This window comes from Kitasatospora cinereorecta, from assembly GCF_024172095.1.
Taxonomy (GTDB): domain Bacteria; phylum Actinomycetota; class Actinomycetes; order Streptomycetales; family Streptomycetaceae; genus Kitasatospora; species Kitasatospora cinereorecta.
This window is the reverse complement of sequence record NZ_JAMZDX010000005.1, coordinates 637,682-657,121: the sequence shown is the minus strand read 5'-3', so window position 1 is coordinate 657,121 and position 19,440 is coordinate 637,682. Positions and strand designations below refer to the sequence as shown.

Genomic DNA, 19,440 nt, shown 5'->3' with positions numbered 1-19,440 from the left:
CTTAGAAGTACCCCTCGCGCTTGCGGTCTTCCATGGCGGCCTCGGAGAGCTTGTCGTCGGCCCGGGTGGCACCGCGCTCGGTGAGGCGGCTGGCGGCGATCTCGGCGATGATGTCCGCGTTGGTGGCGGCGTCGGAGTCGACCGCACCGGTGCAGGACATGTCGCCGACGGTGCGGTAGCGGATCAGCCGCGTCTCGGGCGTCTCGTGCTCCTTGGGGCCGCCCCACGCGCCGGCGGTCAGCCACATCCCGTCGCGCTTGAACACCTCGCGCTCGTGGGCGTAGTAGATCTCCGGGAGCTCGATGCCCTCGCGCTCGATGTACTGCCACACGTCCAGCTCGGTCCAGTTGGAGAGGGGGAAGACGCGCACGTGCTCGCCCGGCGCGTGCCGGCCGTTGTACAGCGACCACAGCTCGGGACGCTGGCGGCGCGGGTCCCAGGCGCCGAACTCGTCGCGCAGGGAGAAGACGCGCTCCTTGGCGCGGGCCTTCTCCTCGTCGCGGCGGCCGCCGCCGAAGACCGCGTCGAACTTGTGCGACTCGATGGCGTCCAGCAGCGGCACGGTCTGCAGCGGGTTGCGGGTGCCGTCCGGGCGCTCGCGCAGCCGGCCGTCGTCGATGAAGTCCTGGACGGAGGCGACGTGCAGGCGCAGGTTGTGCCGGGCCGCGGTACGGTCCCGGTACTCGATGACCTCGGGGAAGTTGTGCCCGGTGTCCACGTGCAGCAGCGCGAACGGGACCGGCGCCGGGTGGAAGGCCTTCAGCGCCAGGTGCAGCATGACGATGGAGTCCTTGCCGCCGGAGAACAGGATCACCGGCCGCTCGAACTCGCCCGCCACCTCGCGGAAGATGTGCACCGACTCCGCCTCCAGGGCGTCCAGGTGCGACAGCGCGTAGGGGTTCTCCAGGGTGTCCGGCAGCGTGCGCGTGGCGGTGGTCATGCGAGGCCCCTCTCGGTCAGGAAGGCGTGCAGTTCGGCAGCGGACTCGGCCACCGTGCGGCCCTGCGTCTGGATGCGGAGCTCCGGGTCCTCCGGGGCCTCGTACGGGTCGTCCACACCGGTCAGGCCCGAGAGCTCGCCGGCGGCCTGCTTGGCGTACAGGCCCTTCACGTCGCGCTCCGAGCAGAGCTCGACCGGGGTGGCCACGTGGATCTCCAGGAACTCGGTGCCGTTGGCGCCGTGCCGCTCGCGCACCGCGGTGCGGGAGTCGGCGAACGGGGCGATCACCGGGGCGAGCACCTTCACACCGTTGGACGCCAGCTTCTCGGCCACGAAGCCGATCCGGGTGACGTTGGTGTGGCGGTCCTCGCGGCTGAAGCCGAGCCCCTTGGAGAGGAACTCGCGGATCTCGTCACCGTCGAGCACCTCCACCTTGTGGCCCTCGGCGCGCAGGCGCTCGGCGAGGGCGAAGGCGAGGGTGGTCTTGCCCGCGCTGGGCAGCCCGGTCAGCCACACGGTGGCGCCGCGCTCGCAGGCGGCGGCCGCGGGGGCCGCCTCTGCGGCTGCGCCGGTCGCCTGGGTGGTGGCTGTGGTCACGGTGGTTTCTCCTGAAAGTAGGTGACGGTGCGTCAGGTCAGAGGTGGATGCCGCACTCGGTCTTGCCCGAGCCGGCCCAGCGGCCGGCCCGGCCGCTCTCGCCCTCGCCCGGCTTGGCGGTGCAGGAGAGCGGCGAGCAGCCGACCGAGGTGTAGCCCTCCCACAGCAGCGGGTTGAGCAGCACCCCGTTGGCCTGGACGTAGGCGTCCACGTCCTCCTGGGTCCAGCGGGCGATCGGGGCCAGCTTGACCTTGCGGCGCTTGGGGTCCCAGGCCACCACCGGGGTGTTGGCCCGGGACGGCGACTCGTCGCGGCGCAGCCCGGTCGCCCAGGCGTCGTACGCGCCGAGGCCGCGGTTCAGCGGCTCCACCTTGCGCAGCGAGCAGCACAGGTCCGGGTCGCGGTCGTGCAGGTGCGGCCCGTACTGGGCGTCCTGCTCGGCCACGGTCAGCTTCGGGGTGAGCGTGATGACGTTGACCGGCATGGTCGCCGCCACCGCGTCCCGGGTGCCGATGGTCTCCGCGAAGTGGTAGCCGGTGTCCAGGAACACCACGTCCACGCCGGGGAGGACCGAGGAGGCCAGGTGGGCGACGACCGCGTCCTCCATCGAGGAGGTGACGCAGAAGCGCTTGCCGAAGTGGTCGGCGGCCCACTGCAGGATCTCCTGCGGGGTCGCCTCCTCCAGCTCCCGGCCGGCCGTGGTGGCCAGCTCCTCGTAGTCAGTCACGCTGCTCATGTGCTCCCCCTGGTGACAGCAGGCCGAGGAACTTCAGCTGGAAGGCCCGGCGGCAGCCGTGGCACTCCCAGGCGCCGTGCCCGGCCTCGGACGGGCGCAGGTCCTCGTCCCCGCAGTACGGGCAGTGGAAAGGTGCGGCCCGCTCACTCATGAGAGCTGCTCCTCACTGGCCCGGGCCGCCCACTGGGCGAACCGCTCGCCGTCCCGGCGGTCGGCCTGGTAGCGGGTCAGCAGGCGCTCGACGTAGTCGGGCAGGCCGGCGCTGGTGACCTTGAGGCCGCGGACCTTGCGGCCGAAGCCGGCCTCCAGGCCCAGCGCGCCGCCCAGGTGCACCTGGTAGCCCTCGACCTGCTCGCCGTTCTCGTCGGTGACCAGCTGGCCCTTGAGGCCGATGTCGGCGACCTGGATCCGGGCGCAGGCGTTCGGGCAGCCGTTGATGTTGATGGTCAGCGGCTCGTCGAACGCCGGCAGACGGCTCTCCAGCTCGTCGATCAGGGTGCGGCCGCGCTCCTTGGTCTCGACGATGGCGAGCTTGCAGTACTCGATGCCGGTGCAGGCCATCGTGCCGCGGCGGAACGGGGACGGGGTGACCCGCAGGTCCAGCGCCTCCAGTCCGGCGACCAGCGACTCGACCTGGTCCTCGGCGACGTCCAGCACCAGCATCTTCTGCTCGGCGGTGGTGCGCAGCCGGTCGGAGCCGTGGGCGGCGGCCAGGTCGGCGATCAGGCCGAGCGTCTTGCCGGAGACCCGGCCGACCCGCGGGGCGAAGCCGACGTAGAAGTTGCCGTCCTTCTGCCGGTGGACACCGACGTGGTCGCGCCAGCGGCCGCTCGGCTCCTTCGGCGCGGGGCCGTCCACCAGCTTGTACTTGAGGTACTCGTCCTCCAGCACCTGGCGGAACTTCTCCACGCCCCAGTCGGCGACCAGGAACTTCAACCGGGCCCGGTTGCGCAGCCGGCGGTAGCCGTAGTCGCGGAAGATGCCGATCACACCGCCGTAGACGTCGGCCACCTCGTCCAGCGGGACCCAGGCGCCCAGGCGCACACCCAGCTTGGGGTTGGTCGACAGGCCGCCGCCGACCCAGAGGTCGAAGCCGGGGCCGTGCTCGGGGTGCTCGACGCCGACGAAGGCGACGTCGTTGATCTCGTGGGCCACGTCCAGCAGCGGCGAACCGGAGACCGCCGACTTGAACTTGCGCGGCAGGTTGGAGAACTCCTGGTTGCCGATGAAGCGGCGCTGGATCTCCTCGATGGCGGGCGTGCCGTCGATGATCTCGTCCTCGGCGATGCCGGCCACCGGGGAGCCGAGGATGACACGCGGGGTGTCGCCGCAGGCCTCGGTGGTGGACAGGCCGACGGCCTCCAGCTTCTGCCAGATCGCCGGGACGTCCTCGATCCGGATCCAGTGGTACTGGACGTTCTGCCGGTCGGTCAGGTCGGCGGTGCCGCGCGCGTACTGCTCGGAGACCTCGGAGATCGCCTTCAGCTGGGCGACGGTCAGCCGGCCGCCGTCGATCCGCACCCGCAGCATGAAGAACTCGGCGTCGAGCTCGTGCGGGTCCAGGATCGCGGTCTTGCCGCCGTCGATGCCCTCCTTGCGCTGGGTGTACAGGCCCCACCAGCGCATCCGGCCGCGCAGGTCGGCCGGGTCGATCGAGTCGAAGCCGCGGTGCGCGTAGATCGTCTCAATGCGTGTCCGCACATTGAGACCGTCGTCGTCCTTCTTGAACTGCTCGTTGGCGTTCAGCGGGGTGTAGTGGCCCATGCCCCACTGGCCCTCGCCGCGATGGCGGGTCACCTTGCGGGCGGCGGCGGGGCGGGGCGCGCGGGCGCCGCCGGCCTGGGGCTCGACCGTTTCGGGAGTGGTGGCCATGGTGTCGTCCTTAGAGCAGCTGGCTGGTGCGGGGGGCTGGCATCCCCGGGCATGGACTGCTCCGACCTGCGGGTTTGCAGCAGATCCGGATGGCAGTGACCTCGGCCGGAGGGCGCCCGCGCATCCGCTTCGGCGGGGATGGGCGAGAGGTGGCGCCGGGTGCGGTGGTGGCGGCGGGGTGGGGCTCAGGTCACCGGACAGATGGCGCTGGACACGCGAAGGAGATCGACGTGGAGTCGACCTACTAGGGTGGTTCCGGCGCTAGGCATGGCAAGAGATTCGCACGGGGGGCGACTCGCGGTCCACTAACGTCCGCATTCTGGACGCTGTGGTTTCGGACTGTGAGACCGCTGAGCGACCCGCCATCACAGCGGGGGTGCCGCTCGCCGATCCGCGACAGCGGCGGCATCCGTGCCCAGTACCGTAGGGGCGTGCAAGCAGCAGGCAGCAACCCGCCCCCGCAGGACCCGCCGGCCCGGCCCGGCGAGCGGCCCGGCCACCGCCGCGGCGGACGCCGCCGCGCCGTCAAGCAGAACACCTGGCACCGCACCCTGTGGGCGCTGCTCAAGGACACCACCAACACCTGCGTCGAGTACCGCGTCACCGGGCTCGCGGCCGAGGCCGCGTTCTTCACCCTGCTGTCCATCCCGCCGCTGCTGCTCTGCCTCGCCGGCACCCTCGGCTACCTCGACGACATCCTCGGCGCCGGCACCATCGACAAGCTGGAGCAGGACATCATCTCGGCATCCGGGACGGTCCTCTCACCCAGCTCGATCCAGCAGGTCGTCGTCCCGCTCCTCGACGGAGTCTTCAAACGGGGCGGCCGACCCGACCTGATCTCGATCGGCTTCCTGCTCTCCCTGTGGTCCGGATCGCGGGCCCTCTACATCTTCATCGACACCATCACCGTCATGTACGGCCTCGACGGCAAGCGCGGCATCGTCAAGACCCGGCTGATGTCCCTCGGCCTCTACCTCGGCGCCCTGGTGATCGGCTCCCTGGTGCTGCCCCTGCTGCTGGCCGGCCCCGGACTGGTGGTGCACGCCCTGCCCGACTCCGCCGGTGTGGTCAGCGCCCTGTACTGGCCCACCGCCATCCTGCTGCTGATCGTCTCCCTCACCACGCTCTACCACGTCGCCGTCCCCGTCTCCACGCCCTGGCGCGAGGACATCCCCGGCGCACTGGTCGCCCTGGTGGTCCTGGTGGTGTGCAGCGTGGCCCTGCGGGTCTACCTGATCAGCTCGGTCGAGGGCCCCTCGGTGTACGGCACGCTGGCCGCACCCGTCGCGGTGCTGCTCTGGATCGGCGTGGTCGCGCTGGCCGTCCTGATCGGCGCCGCCATGAACGCCGCCATAGACCGCCGCTGGCCCACCGTGGAGACCGCCGACGCCCGCGCCGAGAACGAGCGCGCCGAGGAGGAGGCCGCCGCCTACCTGGTCCGCGAGGCCGCCGCCCGGCGGGCCGTGGAGCGGGCGCTGCGCACCCGCCAGCTCGGCCTCGGTGAGGGTGTCGAGGAGGACCTCGACGACGAGGACGAGGACGACGGGCTGCCGCCCTCCGAGTACCCGGAGCGCTGGGCCGGCTTCCTCAACCACACCGACGTCCGGGGCCGGATCGGCAACCGCGGCCAGCAGCGCCGCCAGCCCCCGCCCCCGGACGGCGACCGGCCGTAGTGCCTGCTCGGCCGGTCCCGCCGGGCCGCCGACAAATCGGTGGCGGGGTCGCGGCGGGGGTCGCTAGGGTGATTGTTCGTCGGGCGGCCCGTGCGGGCTGCCGCTGTCGGCCGTACGAGAAACGGGAGGTGAGGTCAGTGATGGCTGTCGTTGTGACGAGCGCTGTCCGCGCCCAGAAGCCCATCCTCTCCACTCCCGTGGTCTCCGGCTGACCTGACCATCCACTGACGCGCCGTCGGGCGCGCGGCCGGGGCCACCCCTCGAAGGGTTCCCCGTTGATCTCGCTTTTCCCTGCTGCCCACCCGCTCTCCGGCTTCGGCTGGGATGCGGACCGGGAAGCCGAATTCGCCCCCCTCGCCGAGGCGGGGCTCGTTCCGGGCCGTATCTCCCGCGTCGACCGCGGCCGCTGCGACGTGCTGCTGGCCGACCCCGACAGCGGTGAACTGCGGACCGTCCGCGCCGACACCCGGCCGGTCGGCGACGCCGACCCGCTGGTCGGCCCGTGCACCGGCGACTGGGCCGCCGTCGACCTGGCGGCGGCGCCACTGCCGACCGTCGCGGCGCTGCTGTCGCGCACCACCGCGGTCGTCCGCAAGACCGCCAACAAGCGGTCCGACGGCCAGGTGCTGGCCGCCAACATCGACACCGTCATGATCGCCGTCTCGCTGGCGGCCGAGCCCGACCTGGGCCGGATCGAGCGCTTCCTGGCCCTGGCCTGGGAGTCCGGCGCCGACCCGCTGGTCGTGCTGACCAAGGCCGACCTGGTGGACGACGCCGACTTCGTCCGCGCCGACGTGGAGGCGATCGCCCCCGGGGTGACCGTCCTCGCCGTCAGCGCCGAGACCGGCGACGGGATGGATGTGCTGCGCGCCTGCGTCGGCGGGTCTGCGGCGCTGATCGGCCAGTCCGGCGCGGGCAAGTCGACCCTCACCAACGCCCTCGCCGGGGCGGACGTGATGGTCGTCCAGCAGACCCGCTCGGTCGACGAGAAGGGCCGGCACACCACCACCGCCCGCGAGCTCATCCCGCTGCCGGACGGCGGCGTGGTGATCGACACCCCCGGCCTGCGCGGCGTCGGCCTGTACGGCGGCGAGGGCCTGGGCCAGGCGTTCGCCGAGATCGAGGAACTGGCCGCCGAGTGCCGGTTCGACGACTGCTCGCACCGGACCGAGCCCGGCTGCGCGGTGCGCTCCGCACTGGAGGAGGGCACCCTGCCCGAGCGCCGCTGGGAGAGCTTCCTCAAGCTCCAGCGGGAGAACGCCTGGATCGCCTCCCGGACGGATGCCCGGCTGCGCGCCGAGCGCACCCGGCACTGGAAGATGATCACCAAGTCGGCCAAGCCGCCCCGGCCGTAGCACGCGGCCGCAGCGCAGGGCGCCAGTGCGAGGGCACCGGCGCGAGGCATGACGGAGCGGGCGCCCGGGGTCAGGTCCCCGGCGCCCGCTCCGCCGCTCGGGTCGGCCGACCCGCGGGTGCGGTCAGTCCGGCAGCTCGCCGGTGCGCACCACCTCGGCGTACCAGCGGGCGCTGTCCTTGGGCGTGCGCCGCTGGCTGGCGAAGTCGACGTGCACGATGCCGAAGCGCTTGCTGTAGCCGTACGCCCACTCGAAGTTGTCCAGCAGCGACCAGAGGAAGTAGCCGTTCACCGGCGCGCCGTCCGCGATCGCCCGCCGCACCGCGGACAGGTGCCCGTGCAGGTAGGCCACCCGTTCCGGATCGTGCACCGCGCCGGACGGGTCGCTGTAGTCCTCGTACGCCGCGCCGTTCTCGGTGACCAGCAGCGGGGTGCCGGGCAGGTCGTCGCGCAGCCGGGTGAGCAGCTCGTACAGCCCGTCCGCGTCGACCGGCCAGCCCATCGCGGTGCGGTTGCCCTCGGCGGGCAGGAAGCGGATCCCGGCGTCGGCGGGCCAGGGCGAGCGCTCGCCCTGGTGGCCGTCCTGCCGCGGGGCGGGGGCGCCCGGGTCGTCGGCGGCGACCACGGTCGGGGTGTAGTAGTTGATGCCGAGCGAATCGATCGGCCGGGAGATCTCGGCCAGGTCGCCGTCGTGGACGAAGGACCAGTCGGTGACCGCGGCGGTGTCGGCGAGCACGTCGGCCGGGTAGCGGCCGTGGAAGACCGGGTCGAGGAAGATCCGGTTGGCCAGCCCGTCGACCCGGCGGGCGGCGTCCAGGTCGCCCGGGTCGGTGGAGAGCGGGCGGACGGCCGCCAGGTTGAGGGTGAGCGAGACCTGTGCGGCGGCCGGCAGTTCGGCGCGCAGCGCGGCGGTGCCTAGGCCGTGCGCCAGCAGCAGGTGGTGGTGGGCGGCGAGCGCGTCGGCCGGGTCGGTCCGGCCGGGGGCGTGCACCCCGCTGCCGTAGCCGAGGAAGGCGCTGCACCAGGGCTCGTTGAGGGTGGTCCAGGTGGGGATCCGGTCGCCGAGCCGGCTGGCGGCCAGCTGCGCGTACTCGGCGAAGCGGTACGCGGTGTCGCGGACCGGCCAGCCGCCGGCGGACTCCAGCTCCTGCGGCAGGTCCCAGTGGTAGAGGGTGGCGACGGGGGTGATCCCGTGTGCCAGCAGCTCGTCCACCAGCCGGTCGTAGAAGTCGAGGCCGGCCGGGTTGGCCGGGCCCCGGCCGCCGGGCTGGATCCGCGGCCAGGAGAGCGAGAACCGGTAGGCGCCGAGGCCGAGTTCGGCCATCAGCGCGACGTCGTCGCGGTAGCGGTGGTAGTGGTCGGCCGCGATGTCGCCGGTGTCGCCGTTGCGGACGGCGCCCGGGACGCGGCTGAAGGTGTCCCAGATCGACGGGGTGCGGCCGTCCTCGCCGGCGGCGCCCTCGATCTGGTACGCGGCGGTCGCCGCCCCCCACACGAATCCGGTCGGGAAGCCGGTGCGGACGGGGGAGGGCAGAGCTTCGACGGTCATGTCGCCTTCCAGTGGGGAGGTTGGGGTTCGGTCAGCCCTTGACGGCGCCCTGCATGATGCCGCCGACGATCTGCCGTCCGAGCAGTCCGAAGACCACCAGGACCGGCAGGGTGCCGAGCAGGGTGCCGGCCATGATGATCGACTGGTCCGGGACGTAGCCCTGGCCCAGTGACTTCAACGCGACCTGCACCGTGGGGTTCTGCGAACTGAGTGCCACGATCGGCCAGAAGAAGTCGTTCCAGGTGGCCATGAAGGTGAGCATGCCCAGCACGGCCATGCCGGGCCGGGCCGCCGGCAGCACGATCGAGCGGAAGATCCGCAGCAGCGAGGCGCCGTCCACCCGGCCGGCCTCGATCAGCTCGTCGGGCAGCGCCTGCAGCAGGTATTGGCGCATGAAGAACACCCCGAACGCCGAGACCAGCGAGGGCAGGACGACCGAGGGCAGCTTGTTCTGCAGGTCCAGCCGGACGATCACCATGAACAGCGGGATCACCCCGAGCTGCGGCGGGATCATCATGGTGCCCACCGTCACCCCGAGCAGCGCCCTGCGGCCGCGGAAGCGCAGCTTGGCGAAGGCGAAGCCGGCCAGGGTGGAGGAGAGCACCACACCGGCGGTGACCGTGCCGGAGACGATCAGCGAGTTGAGCAGCGCGGTGCCGATGTCGGCCTGCTGCAGTGCCGCGCCGATGTTGTGGAACAGGTTGGGCCCCGGGGTGAGCGCCGGGGTGGGCGAGCTCAGTTCGGCGTTGGAGCGGCTGGCCGCGACCAGCGTCCAGTAGAACGGGAACACCGACACCAGTGCGGCCAGGGCCAGCACGGTGTAGGCGAGCGGGCCGCCCTGCAGCGGGGAGCGCTTCACTGCGAGCACGCGGTTCACCCCCCGGTCCGGTTGCGTCGGGCGGCGAGCGCCGCGTTGAGTCCGGCCAGCACCACGATCAGCAGGAACATCACCCAGGCCACGGCCGCGGCGCGGCCGAGGTGGAAGAAGCTCCAGCCCTGCTCGTACAGGTACAGGCCGAGGGTCTGGTACTGGTGCGAGATGCCGCCGCCGGCGTTGCCCTCGTACAGCAGCGGTTCGCCGAACAGCTGGGTGGCGCCGATGGTGGAGACCACCACGGTGAAGACGATGGTCGGGCGCAGCCCGGGGATCGTGACGTGGCGGAACTGCTGCCAGCGGGAGGCGCCGTCGACCGCGGCCGACTCGTACAGCTCGCCGGGGATGGCCTGCATCCCGGCCAGGTAGATCAGCGCGTTGTAGCCGGTCCAGCGCCAGGTGACGATGGTCGAGACGCCGATCTGGGAGGCCCAGGTGTCGGCCTGCCAGTCCACCGGGTCGAGTCCGATGCCGTGCAGCGCCCAGTTGATCAGCCCGTAGTCGCGGCCGAAGAGCTGGGCGAAGACCAGGGTGGCGGCGGCCACCGAGGTGGCGTACGGCATCAGCATCGCGACCCGCAGGAAGGTGCGGCCGCGCAGCCGGTAGTTGAGCAGGTGGGCCAGGCCGAGCGCCATCAGCAGCTGCGGGACGGTGGACAGCACGCCGATGGTGAAGGTGTTGCGCAGCGCGTTCCAGAAGAACGGGTCCTCGAACAGCCGGGTGTAGTTCTGCAGCCCCAGCCAGTCCATCCGGTCGGAGGTCTGCAGCTCCACCCGGTGCAGCGAGACGTAGGCGGTGTAGAGCAGCGGGAAGAGGCCGAAGGCGGCGAAGAGCACAAAGAACGGCGCGACGAAGCCGTACGGGGCGAGCCGCCGGGCCGGGCGCCGGCGCACCCGGGAGGCGCCGGCGGCCGGGAGGCGGGCCGAGGAGGTGAGGGCCATGTCAGCTGCCGGAAGCCTTCTTGACGTTGTCCAGCGCGTGCTTCCACGCGGTGTCGGGCGCGGTGTTGGTGCGCTCGACCTCGCCGAGGGCGTCGGTGAAGGCCTTGCCGATCACGCCGTCGTCGGTGCCCAGCACCTGGGCCGGCATGGCGGCCGCCGACTCGCTGAAGATCCGGCCGATCGGGGCGTTGTTGAAGTACGGGTCGGCGACGTCCTTGATCGCGGCCTGGGCGCCGGTCGAGGAGGGGAAGGAGCCCTGCTTGGTGAACAGCACGGTCTGCTGCTCCTTGGCGGTCAGCCACTTGACCAGCTCGGCCGCCTCCTTGGGGTGCTTGGCGGTCTTCGGGATGGTCAGGTAGGAGCCGCCCCAGTTGCCGGTCCGGCCGGGTCCGGGGGCGATGTCCCACTTGCCCGAACCGCCGTCGCCGGCCTGGCCCTTGATGTAGCCGATCATCCAGGCGGGGCAGCTGAGGGTGGCGAACTTGCCGGTGGTGAAGGCCTTGTTCCACTCCGGGGTCCACTGCGGCAGCTTGGCCGAGAGGCCGTCGGCGACCAGCGCGGTGGCGTCGGTCCAGGCGGTCTTCACCGCGGGGCTGCTGTCGTAGACCGGCTTGCCGCCCTCGTCGCTGTAGCGGACCTTCTGCTGGCCGACCTCGGCGGTGAACATGCCCGCCGCGCTGTCGGTCCAGGCGTTGCCCGCCTCGGCCTTGGCCGCGTACTGCTTGCCGAGGTCCAGGTAGCCCTGCCAGGTGGACCACTTGGCGGCCAGCTCGGTGCGGTCGGTGGGCAGGCCGGCGGCCTTGAAGAGGTCGGTGCGGAAGCAGATCGCCTCCGGGCCGATGTCGGTGCCGGCGCCGAGCACCTTGCCGTCGGCGGTCTTCACCGCGGCGCCCTTCCACGCCACCAGCTCGTCGTTGACGCCGCCGAGGCCGAGGGTGCGCAGGTCGGTGAAGCGGTCGGCCTGCTTCTGCAGCACGCTGGCGACCCGGCCGACCTCCAGGCCCTGGATGTCGGCGAGTCCGCCGCCGCCGGCCAGCTTGGTCTGCAGGGCCTGCCAGTACTGGCCCTCGTCCTGGGTGTCGGTCTGCTTGATGGTGATGTTCGGGTGGGTCTTCATGTACTCGTCGTAGAGACCGCTCTCCTTGAACCCGAAGGTGCCGAAGAGGTCCACGGTGAGCGTCACCTTGCCGCCGGCGGAGTCCGTGGAGCCGCTACCGCTGCCGCTGCCGCACGCGGTGAGCAGGAGGGATGCGGCGAGTGCGGTGGAGCCGAGGACGACGGTGGTGCGACGGGCTCTGAACGGGGCCATGGGTGGTGCCTCCTGATTCTCTGAGAGCGCTCTCAGCGCTGCCAGGAGACTGCCGTCCGCTGTTCGATGCGTCAAGAGTCGAAACCTGAACGTGACATCCGGGTCATCAAGCCTTCCGCGTTCGAGGGTTGAAGCTGCCGAAGGCGTTGACACCCCTCCCCGGGCGCTCTACGGTCCCGATCGGTGAGAGCGCTCTCAGCCTTTGCTCCGTTCCCACCGTCCCCCACCCGAGGTGGCTACCCATGAAGCCCAGACCCCTCCGCGGCCCGGCGGCCGCGGTCACCGCGCTGGCCCTGGCGGCCGCGGCGGCCCTGACCGCGACCGTCGGCGCCGGCACCGCCGCCGCGGCGACCGTCCCGGTCGGACTCGGCGGCTACACCGACACCCGCCCGGCCGGCACCACCGGCCCCACCAACTCCGACGGTGCCCCTGTCACCCCCAAGGTCACCCCGCGCGCGGCCGGCCGCGCCGCACCCACCAACGACTGGTGGTCCTCGCTGATCTACCAGCGCTACGCGGGCAACCCGTACTCCGAGAACCTCTACGCCCACCCCTTCACCTTCAAGGCGGGCGCCGGCGGCCTCGAGGTCGGCTACCCCACCACCCCGACCGTGACCGCCGACGGCCGCCAGTACGACTACACCCACGCCCGGGACCTCACCCTCGGCGTGGCCGGCCTCAACTCGCCCGACACCAAGGTCGACGGCTGGTCCGACTGGACCGTCACCCCGTACTGGTCCGACGGCGCCCGCACCTTCAGCGCCACCATCGGCCACGGCCTGCCGTACGTCTACGCGCACGCCACCGGCGGCGCCGCCCAGGTCACCACCGCCGCCGCGCCCACCGTCTTCGCCGACCAGGGCAACGTCCTCGGCATCACCGTCGGCGGCCACCACTACGGCCTGTTCGCGCCCACCGGCACCGACTGGACCGTCAACGGCACCACCCTGACCGCCGACCTCGGCGGCCGCGACTACTACTCCGTCGCCGTCCTGCCCTCGCCCGCCGACCTGGCGACGTACCGCACGTACGCGTACAGCTTCGTCACCGACACCCGGGTCGACTGGAGTTACCAGGCCTCCGCCGCCACCCTCACCACCACGTACACCGCCACCACCACGCCCCAGGAGGGCACGCAGACCGGCACCCTGCTCGCCCTCTACCCGCACCAGTGGCAGGCCACCGGCGACCCGCTGACCGCGCTGACCTACACCTCCCCGCGCGGCGCCATGAAGGTCCGCGAGGGCACCGCGTTCAGCACCGTCCAGAGCGTCACCGGCGTGCTCCCCTCGCTCCCCGACACCGGCGCCGCCGACCGCGCCGCCCTCGACGGCTACCTCCACCAGGCCGCCGACGCCGCCGACCCGTACAGCGGCGCCACCGACACCTACTGGACCGGCAAGGCCCTCGGCCGCCTCGCCCAACTCGTCCCGATCGCCGACCAGGTGGGCGACACCGCGGTCCGCGACAAGCTGCTCGGACTGATCAAGGGCAAGCTGGAGACCTGGTTCCGCGGCACCGGCTCACCCGGCTTCGCCTACGACCAGGTGTGGAAGACCCTGATCGGCTACCCCGCCTCCTACGGCACCGACGCCGAACTCAACGACCACCACTTCCACTACGGCTACTTCGTCCAGGCCGCCGCCACCGTCGCCCGCTACGACTCCGCCTGGGCCGCCGACTCCGCCTGGGGCGGCATGGTCAAGCTGCTCGCCAAGGACGCCGCCAACGCCGACCGCGCCGACGACCGCTTCCCGCTGCTGCGCAACTTCGACCCCTACGCCGGCCACGGCTGGGCCTCCGGGCACGCCGGCTTCGCCGCCGGCAACAACGAGGAGTCCTCCTCCGAGTCGCTGAACTTCAGCTCCGGCCTGATCCTCTTCGGCTCCGCCACCGGCGACACCGCCCTGCGCGACCTCGGCATCTACCTGTACACCACCGAGGCCAACGCGGTGCAGCAGTACTGGTTCGACGCCGACCACCAGGTCTTCCCCGCCGGCTTCCACCACGGCACCGCCGGCATGGTCTGGGGCAGCGGCGCCGCCTACTCCACCTGGTGGACGGCTGCCCCCGGCATGATCCACGGCATCAACTTCCTCCCCGTCACCGGTGCCTCGCTCTACCTCGCCCGGCGGCGGGACGACCTCGCCGCCAACCTCGCCGAACTGCGCGCCGACAACGGCGGCGCCTTCACCGACTGGCGCGACCTGCTCTGGGAGGCCGAAGCCCTCACCGACCCGGCCGCCGCCAAGGCCGACTGGGACGCCGGCAACGCCGGGTACACCCCCGAGGAGGGTGAGTCCAGGGCCCACACCTACCACTGGATCCAGAACCTCGCCGCCCTCGGCACCCTCGACCCCGCCACCACCGCCGACACCCCGACCGCCGCCGTCTTCGTGAGCGGCACGACCCGCACCCACGTGGCGCACAACTACACCACCGCCGCACGCGCCGTCCGGTTCTCCGACGGCTACACGCTCACCGTCCCGGCCCGCTCCACCGCCAGCGAACGCGGCACCTTCCAGGACGGCGGCACCGGCGGGACGAACCCGTCGCCCACCCCGACCCCGACGCCCACGCCGAGTCCCACCCCGAGTCCGACCCCGACCGTGCCGCCCGCCACCGGCAACACCTTCCTCCTCCAGCCCGGCGGCGGCCTCAGCACCGCGTACGGCACCGGCGCCACCGCCGACACCCTCGCCTCCGCCGGCGGCACCAACCACGACGGCACCCCCTACCAGCCGACCGTCTACGAGATCCGCAACGTCAACGGCACCCTGCGGGCCGGCGCCACCACCGACTTCGACCTCTACGTCGACGCCGGCAGCGCCGTCGGCCTCGGCCAGCAGGCCAGGGTCTCCTACGACCTCAACGGCGACGGCGTCTTCGACCGCGTCGAGACCTACCGCTACTTCGCCACCGACCCGGTGACCGGCTGGGAGCGCTACTCCGCCGCCACCGCGGGCCTCCAGAGCGCCACCGGCGCCCTCAGCAACCTCACCAACGGCACCGTCCGCCTCGAAGTCTGGTCCGCCATCGGCACCGGGCCGACCCAACTCCGCGCCGGCGCCACCCAGGCCCAGGGCAACGCCTCCGTCCTCCGCATCCCCTTCGACTGACCCCACCCGGACACCGCCGGCCTCCGACCCCGCCCACCCGGCGGGCCCGGAGGCCGGCCCGCGTTCCGGGTCCGGCGGGGTTTGCTGTGGCAGCCCGTCGTGCCGCCGCTGCCGCGCGCTCAGGTCGTGTGCGGCTCCGGGCGGCGCCGGTGGCGGGCGACGGCCCGGGCCACGAGTTCGTCGGCGTCGATGGCGACACGCACGTACGCCTCGGTGTCGGCGGCCGCGGCCGGGCCGACGCTGACGCCCTCGGCGGCGAGCGAGGCGGCGACCGACCGCGCGGCCGCGAGTCGGGCGGCCTGCGGCAGCCGGTGGGCGCTCTCGGCGGCCGGTCCCGCGTCGACGCCGTTGCGGTCGCCGTCGCGCATGCGTACCTGCTTTCCCCGCCGGTCAGGCGGAGGCGCGGATGACCAGGTGGGTGGGGGTGATGACGGAGGTGGGGGCGGCGACGCGGGTGGCGGAGGTGGTGGGGTCGGCGAGGCGGCGCAGGAGGAGGCGGGCCATCAGGCGGCCCATCTCCTCGATGTCCTGGCGGACGGTGGTGAGCGGCGGGTCGGTCCAGGCGGCGATGGACTCGACGTCGTCGAAGCCGACCACGGCGACGTCCTCGGGGACGCGGCGGCCGGCCTCGCGGAGCACCTTGAGCGCGCCGGAGGCCATCGCGTCGGAGCCGGCGAAGACCGCGTCCAGGTCGGGGCAGCGGGCGAGGAGTTCGGCCATGGCGCGGCCGCCGCCGTCGGGGGTGAAGTCGCCTTCGGCGATCAGGTCGGGGTCGCCGTCGGGCAGCAGGTCGCGGTAGCCGTCGAGGCGGTCGAGCGAGGAGGTCTGGTCGAGCGGGCCGGTGATGGTGGCGATCCGGCGGCGGCCGAGCGATCTGAGGTGCTGGACGGCGAGGCGGGCGCCGCCGCGGTTGTCGCTGTCGACGTAGACCAGGTCGCGTTCGGACTCGGCGCCGGGCCAGCCGGGGCGGCCGCCGACGACGAAGGGCAGGCCGACCCGGCGGGCGGTCTCCGGCATGGGGTCGGCGTGGTGGAGCGAGAACAGCAGGACGCCGTCGACGTGTCCGCCCGCGAGGTACCGGCCGACGCGGTCGTAGTCGCGTTGGTCCTCGATCAGCAGCAGGAGCATCTGGTTGTCGGCGGCGGACAGTTCGCGGCTGATGCCGCGCAGGTGCTGGGCGAAGAACGGGTCGGAGAACAGGCGGCTCTCGGGTTCGGCGACGACCACGGCGACGGCGCCGTTGCGGCGGGTGACCAGGGTGCGGGCGGCGAGGTTGGGGACGTAGCCGAGTTCGTCGACGGCGAGCCGGACCTTCTCGCGCAGTTCCGCGCGGACGCCGGCGCCGCCGTTGACCACCCGGGACGCGGTGGCCCGGGAGACCCCGGCGCGTTCGGCGACCGATTCCAGGGTGGGGCGCGGGAGGGCGGCCCCGGGTTCGGCGGCGGGCTGCGCGGTGTGCGCGGGTCGCGCGGTGTGATCGGCCACCGTGGGCTCCTCTCCTCGATTCGGCCGGCCTGCGGTCAGGCGCGGACTCTGCTCCACGCCCCAGAGCCTATCGGGTCGTCCGCCCTGATGAGAGCGCTCTCTGAGCAACTCGGCCCAAGCCGGGGGCTCACGCTTCGTTCGGGAACCGTCGGCGGCGGACCTCCCCGGCACCTCCCCGACGCCCATGTCCGATTCCCGCCAGTCGATGCTCTCCGGGTGACGCAGACTGGAGGGCGTGATCGACGACGAGACCAGGTACCGGGCGGTGGACAGCCGGGACGCCCGCTTCGACGGGGTCTTCTTCACGGCCGTCCGCACCACCGGCATCTACTGCCGACCGAGCTGCCCCGCGGTGACCCCGAAGCGGGTCAACTGCACCTTCTACCCGACCGCCGCCGCTGCCCAGGGCGCCGGCTACCGCGCCTGCCGGCGCTGCCGACCGGACTCGGTGCCCGGTTCGCCGGAGTGGAACCACCGTGCCGACCTGGTCGGCCGCGCGATGCGGCTGATCGGCGACGGTGTGGTGGACCGCGAGGGCGTCGCGGGCCTCGCCACCCGGCTCGGCTACAGCTCCCGCCAACTGCAGCGCCAGCTGACCGCCGAGCTGGGCGCGGGGCCGCTCGCGCTCGCCCGGGCCCAGCGCGCCCAGACCGCCCGGCTGCTGCTGCAGACCACCGAACTGCCGGTCACCGAGGTGGCCTTCGCGGCCGGCTTCGCCTCCGTCCGGCAGTTCAACGACACCGTGCGCGAGGTGTACGACCGCACGCCGAGCGGGCTGCGGACCGAGCGCACCGTCGGCCGCCGCCCCGCGGCGCCCGCCGGCGGGCTGAGCCTGCGGCTCGCCTACCGGGGTGCGCTGGACAGCGACCACCTGCTGGACTTCCTGGCCCTGCGTGCCGTTCCCGGCGTGGAGGAGGTCGTCCCCGGCACCCGGCCGGGCGTGCGCACCTACCGCCGCACGCTGGCCCTCCCGTACGGCCGCGGCATCGCCGAGGTCGACGGGCTCGGGGCGGCCGACCGGCCGACCCGGGGCTGGCTGGACTGCCGACTGGTCCTCGCCGACCTGCGCGACCTGACCACCGCCGTCCACCGGCTGCGCGCCCTGTTCGACCTGGACGCGGACCCGGACGCGGTGGACGGCCGGCTCGGCGCCGACCCGGTGTTCGCGGCGCAGGTGCTCACCCGCCCCGGGCTGCGCTCGCCGGGCCATGTCGACCCGCACGAGCTGGCGGTCCGCGCCGTGCTCGGGCAGCAGGTCACCGTGGCCGCCGCGCGGACGCTGGCCGGCCGGCTCGCCGCGACGTACGGCGCCGCGCTGCCGGAGCCCAGCGGTGGACTGCGGCTGCTGTTCCCCACCGCCGCCGCGCTGGCCGGCGCCGACCCGGCCGACCTGGCCATGCCCGCCGCCCGCAAGCGGGCGCTGACCGGCCTGTGCGCGGCGCTCGCCGAGGGCGCCGTCCGGCTCGACCCCGGCGTCGACCGCGAGGAGGCCGCCGCCGAGCTGCTCGCTCTTCCGGGCATCGGCCCGTGGACGGTCGGCTACCTTCGGATGCGGGCCCTCGCCGACCCGGACGTGTTCCTCCCCGGTGACATCGGTGTCCGCGATGGCCTGCGCAGGCTCGGCCTGCCGGGCGACGCCAAGGCCGCCGCGGCGGCCGGAACGGCCTGGGCGCCCTGGCGCTCCTACGCCGTCCACCGCCTCTGGACGGCGGCCGCCGCCACCCCGGTGACCTCCCAGGCTTCCCTCGTGACTCCCCCCGTTGACACCCGTGTGCAGGAGACGGCATGACAACCGCGTTCACCCACCTCGACAGTCCGCTCGGCCGGCTGCTGCTGAGCGGCGTGTACGAAGGCGACGGCCCGCTCGCCCTGAGCGCGGTCACCGCACCCGGCCAGAAGGGCGCGCTCGCCGAGCCCGCCGACGGCTGGGTCCACGACCCGGAGGCGCTCGCCCCGGCGGTCGAGCAGCTGACCGCCTACTTCGCCGGCGACCTCAAGAGCTTCGACCTGCCGCTGGCGCCGGTCGGCACCGAGTTCCGGCAGCGGATCTGGTCCGCGCTCGACGACATCCCGTACGGCGCCACCGTCACCTACGGCGAGCTCGGCGAGGCCGCCGGCCAGTCGCCGCGGGCCGTGCGGGCGGTCGGCGGGGCGGTCGGGGCCAACCCGCTGCTGATCGTCCGGCCCTGCCACCGGGTGCTGGGTGCGAACGGCGCGCTGACCGGCTTCGCCGCCGGGGTGGACGCCAAGCGCTGGCTGCTGGCGCACGAGAGCGGCGCCGCGCTGTTCTGAGCGCGGTCGGCAGGAGCGCGGTCAGCAGGACGGGAGGGCGGGGGAGTTCAGGCCGGACGGTCGCCGCGCGGGGCCGCAGCCGGGGCCGGCGCCGGAGCGGGGCTCGGGGCGGACAGCGCCCGGGCGAGCTGTTCCAGGCCGGGGAGGGCGCGCATCACGGCGTCCCGGTCGCCGGGGGCCAGGCTCTCCAGAGCGTCCGCGAGCCGCCGCTCGTGGGCGCGCTGCCAGTCGCGCAGCTGCTGGTGGCCCGCGTCGGTGAGGGCGATCCGGGCGGTCCGGCGGTCGCCGGGGTCGGGCTGGCGGTCGACGAAGCCGGCGTCCAGCAGCTTGCCGATCAGCCCGCTGACGGTGTTCGGCGCCAGCCGCTGGCGGGCCGCGAGCTCGCCCACCCGCAGCGGTTCGGCCGCCAGCGTCTGCAACAGCTCGACCTGGGCCATCGGCAGCGACTCCCACGGGTAGTCGGTGCGGATGCTGCTGCGCAGGGCCCGCCGCAGACGGGTGATCACGTCGGTCAGGTGCTGGGCGCGGGCGATCGCCGCGCTCTCCTCCAGGACGGACTCCGCGGCCCCGGGCCCCGCTGCCGGGGACTTCGCCGCCGCGGACTCCGGGGAGGCCGGCGCGGTCGCCGAGGGCGAGGACGGCGCGGGCGGGCTGGACGGGGCGTCGGACTGCGGTGGCATGGCCGACAGCGTATCGGGCG

General features: G+C 73.2%; 18 protein-coding genes. 5 read left to right on the top strand and 13 right to left on the bottom strand.

Going from position 1 to position 19,440, the window contains the following annotated elements:
* Position 1: 1 nt before the first annotated feature.
* From cysD to FHR36_RS40230, 6 genes are all read right to left on the bottom strand, one after another.
* A complete protein-coding gene (cysD, locus tag FHR36_RS28610; RefSeq protein WP_253801710.1) occupies positions 2 to 940 on the bottom strand; it encodes a sulfate adenylyltransferase subunit CysD in 939 nt (312 codons plus the stop codon).
* On the bottom strand, positions 937 to 1,536 hold the full coding sequence (gene cysC / locus FHR36_RS28605; RefSeq protein ID WP_308199664.1) for an adenylyl-sulfate kinase: 600 nt from the start codon (positions 1,534 to 1,536) through the stop codon (positions 937 to 939). The genes cysD and cysC overlap by 4 nt, the downstream gene beginning before the upstream one ends.
* Positions 1,537 to 1,573: 37 nt before the next feature.
* The gene (locus FHR36_RS28600; RefSeq protein ID WP_253801709.1) at positions 1,574 to 2,272 is read right to left on the bottom strand and encodes a phosphoadenylyl-sulfate reductase; all 699 of its coding nucleotides are present in this window, start codon (positions 2,270 to 2,272) and stop codon (positions 1,574 to 1,576) included.
* Complete coding sequence (locus FHR36_RS28595) at positions 2,256 to 2,423, bottom strand: hypothetical protein (protein WP_253801708.1); 168 nt, start codon at positions 2,421 to 2,423, stop codon at positions 2,256 to 2,258. The genes FHR36_RS28600 and FHR36_RS28595 overlap by 17 nt, the downstream gene beginning before the upstream one ends.
* Positions 2,420 to 4,144 carry a nitrite/sulfite reductase gene (locus FHR36_RS28590; protein WP_253801707.1) on the bottom strand — a complete coding sequence of 575 codons (1,725 nt, stop codon included), beginning with the start codon at positions 4,142 to 4,144 and terminating at the stop codon, positions 2,420 to 2,422. The genes FHR36_RS28595 and FHR36_RS28590 overlap by 4 nt, the downstream gene beginning before the upstream one ends.
* Before the next feature lie 185 nt (positions 4,145 to 4,329).
* A complete protein-coding gene (locus FHR36_RS40230; protein WP_310593185.1) occupies positions 4,330 to 4,413 on the bottom strand; it encodes a putative leader peptide in 84 nt (27 codons plus the stop codon).
* 162 nt (positions 4,414 to 4,575) lie between these two features.
* Here FHR36_RS40230 and FHR36_RS28585 point away from each other — a divergent pair, with 162 nt between their 5' ends.
* Both FHR36_RS28585 and rsgA read left to right on the top strand, forming a co-directional pair.
* Positions 4,576 to 5,817 (top strand): YihY/virulence factor BrkB family protein, encoded by a 1,242-nt coding sequence (locus tag FHR36_RS28585; protein WP_253801706.1) that lies wholly within the window; start codon positions 4,576 to 4,578, stop codon positions 5,815 to 5,817.
* A gap of 275 nt (positions 5,818 to 6,092) precedes the next feature.
* The gene (gene rsgA, locus FHR36_RS28580; RefSeq protein WP_253801705.1) at positions 6,093 to 7,172 is read left to right on the top strand and encodes a ribosome small subunit-dependent GTPase A; all 1,080 of its coding nucleotides are present in this window, start codon (positions 6,093 to 6,095) and stop codon (positions 7,170 to 7,172) included.
* Between the two features lie 123 nt (positions 7,173 to 7,295).
* On the opposite strand, the gene FHR36_RS28575 is transcribed toward rsgA, so the two are convergent.
* The 4 genes from FHR36_RS28575 to FHR36_RS28560 are packed head-to-tail and all read right to left on the bottom strand — an operon-like array spanning position 7,296 to position 11,844.
* On the bottom strand, positions 7,296 to 8,720 hold the full coding sequence (locus FHR36_RS28575) for a GH1 family beta-glucosidase (RefSeq protein ID WP_253801704.1): 1,425 nt from the start codon (positions 8,718 to 8,720) through the stop codon (positions 7,296 to 7,298).
* Positions 8,721 to 8,751: 31 nt separating this feature from the next.
* Positions 8,752 to 9,675: a carbohydrate ABC transporter permease gene (locus FHR36_RS28570; protein ID WP_407660866.1), complete on the bottom strand. Its 924-nt coding sequence runs from the start codon at positions 9,673 to 9,675 to the stop codon at positions 8,752 to 8,754.
* A complete protein-coding gene (locus FHR36_RS28565) occupies positions 9,594 to 10,535 on the bottom strand; it encodes a carbohydrate ABC transporter permease (RefSeq protein ID WP_253801700.1) in 942 nt (313 codons plus the stop codon). The genes FHR36_RS28570 and FHR36_RS28565 overlap by 82 nt, the downstream gene beginning before the upstream one ends.
* A 1-nt stretch (position 10,536) precedes the next feature.
* On the bottom strand, positions 10,537 to 11,844 hold the full coding sequence (locus tag FHR36_RS28560) for an ABC transporter substrate-binding protein (protein WP_253801698.1): 1,308 nt from the start codon (positions 11,842 to 11,844) through the stop codon (positions 10,537 to 10,539).
* A 242-nt stretch (positions 11,845 to 12,086) separates the two neighbouring features.
* Here FHR36_RS28560 and FHR36_RS28555 point away from each other — a divergent pair, with 242 nt between their 5' ends.
* Positions 12,087 to 14,963, top strand: a complete 2,877-nt coding sequence (locus FHR36_RS28555) for a glycosyl hydrolase (protein ID WP_253801696.1) — start codon at positions 12,087 to 12,089, stop codon at positions 14,961 to 14,963.
* A 119-nt stretch (positions 14,964 to 15,082) separates the two neighbouring features.
* On the opposite strand, the gene FHR36_RS28550 is transcribed toward FHR36_RS28555, so the two are convergent.
* Both FHR36_RS28550 and FHR36_RS28545 read right to left on the bottom strand, forming a co-directional pair.
* Positions 15,083 to 15,331, bottom strand: a complete 249-nt coding sequence (locus FHR36_RS28550; protein ID WP_253801694.1) for an antitoxin VbhA family protein — start codon at positions 15,329 to 15,331, stop codon at positions 15,083 to 15,085.
* A gap of 22 nt (positions 15,332 to 15,353) precedes the next feature.
* Positions 15,354 to 16,370 carry a LacI family DNA-binding transcriptional regulator gene (locus FHR36_RS28545; protein ID WP_253801997.1) on the bottom strand — a complete coding sequence of 339 codons (1,017 nt, stop codon included), beginning with the start codon at positions 16,368 to 16,370 and terminating at the stop codon, positions 15,354 to 15,356.
* A gap of 313 nt (positions 16,371 to 16,683) precedes the next feature.
* Between FHR36_RS28545 and FHR36_RS28540 the strand changes: the two genes are divergently transcribed.
* Positions 16,684 to 18,237, top strand: coding sequence for an AlkA N-terminal domain-containing protein (locus tag FHR36_RS28540; protein ID WP_253801692.1), 1,554 nt, complete (start codon positions 16,684 to 16,686; stop codon positions 18,235 to 18,237).
* Complete coding sequence (locus FHR36_RS28535; RefSeq protein ID WP_253801690.1) at positions 18,234 to 18,740, top strand: methylated-DNA--[protein]-cysteine S-methyltransferase; 507 nt, start codon at positions 18,234 to 18,236, stop codon at positions 18,738 to 18,740. The genes FHR36_RS28540 and FHR36_RS28535 overlap by 4 nt, the downstream gene beginning before the upstream one ends.
* Before the next feature lie 47 nt (positions 18,741 to 18,787).
* Here FHR36_RS28535 and FHR36_RS28530 read toward each other — a convergent pair whose 3' ends face one another.
* Complete coding sequence (locus FHR36_RS28530; protein WP_253801688.1) at positions 18,788 to 19,420, bottom strand: MarR family winged helix-turn-helix transcriptional regulator; 633 nt, start codon at positions 19,418 to 19,420, stop codon at positions 18,788 to 18,790.
* Positions 19,421 to 19,440 lie beyond the last annotated feature (20 nt).

Coding starts and splice junctions, on each gene's coding strand:
- cysD (WP_253801710.1), bottom strand. CDS start 940: ATGACCACCGCCACGCGCACGCTGCCGGACACCCTGGAGAACCCCTAC.
- FHR36_RS28600 (WP_253801709.1), bottom strand. CDS start 2,272: ATGAGCAGCGTGACTGACTACGAGGAGCTGGCCACCACGGCCGGCCGG.
- FHR36_RS28595 (WP_253801708.1), bottom strand. CDS start 2,423: ATGAGTGAGCGGGCCGCACCTTTCCACTGCCCGTACTGCGGGGACGAG.
- FHR36_RS28590 (WP_253801707.1), bottom strand. CDS start 4,144: ATGGCCACCACTCCCGAAACGGTCGAGCCCCAGGCCGGCGGCGCCCGC.
- FHR36_RS40230 (WP_310593185.1), bottom strand. CDS start 4,413: ATGCCTAGCGCCGGAACCACCCTAGTAGGTCGACTCCACGTCGATCTC.
- FHR36_RS28575 (WP_253801704.1), bottom strand. CDS start 8,720: ATGACCGTCGAAGCTCTGCCCTCCCCCGTCCGCACCGGCTTCCCGACC.
- FHR36_RS28565 (WP_253801700.1), bottom strand. CDS start 10,535: ATGGCCCTCACCTCCTCGGCCCGCCTCCCGGCCGCCGGCGCCTCCCGG.
- FHR36_RS28560 (WP_253801698.1), bottom strand. CDS start 11,844: ATGGCCCCGTTCAGAGCCCGTCGCACCACCGTCGTCCTCGGCTCCACC.
- FHR36_RS28555 (WP_253801696.1), top strand. CDS start 12,087: ATGAAGCCCAGACCCCTCCGCGGCCCGGCGGCCGCGGTCACCGCGCTG.
- FHR36_RS28550 (WP_253801694.1), bottom strand. CDS start 15,331: ATGCGCGACGGCGACCGCAACGGCGTCGACGCGGGACCGGCCGCCGAG.
- FHR36_RS28535 (WP_253801690.1), top strand. CDS start 18,234: ATGACAACCGCGTTCACCCACCTCGACAGTCCGCTCGGCCGGCTGCTG.
- FHR36_RS28530 (WP_253801688.1), bottom strand. CDS start 19,420: ATGCCACCGCAGTCCGACGCCCCGTCCAGCCCGCCCGCGCCGTCCTCG.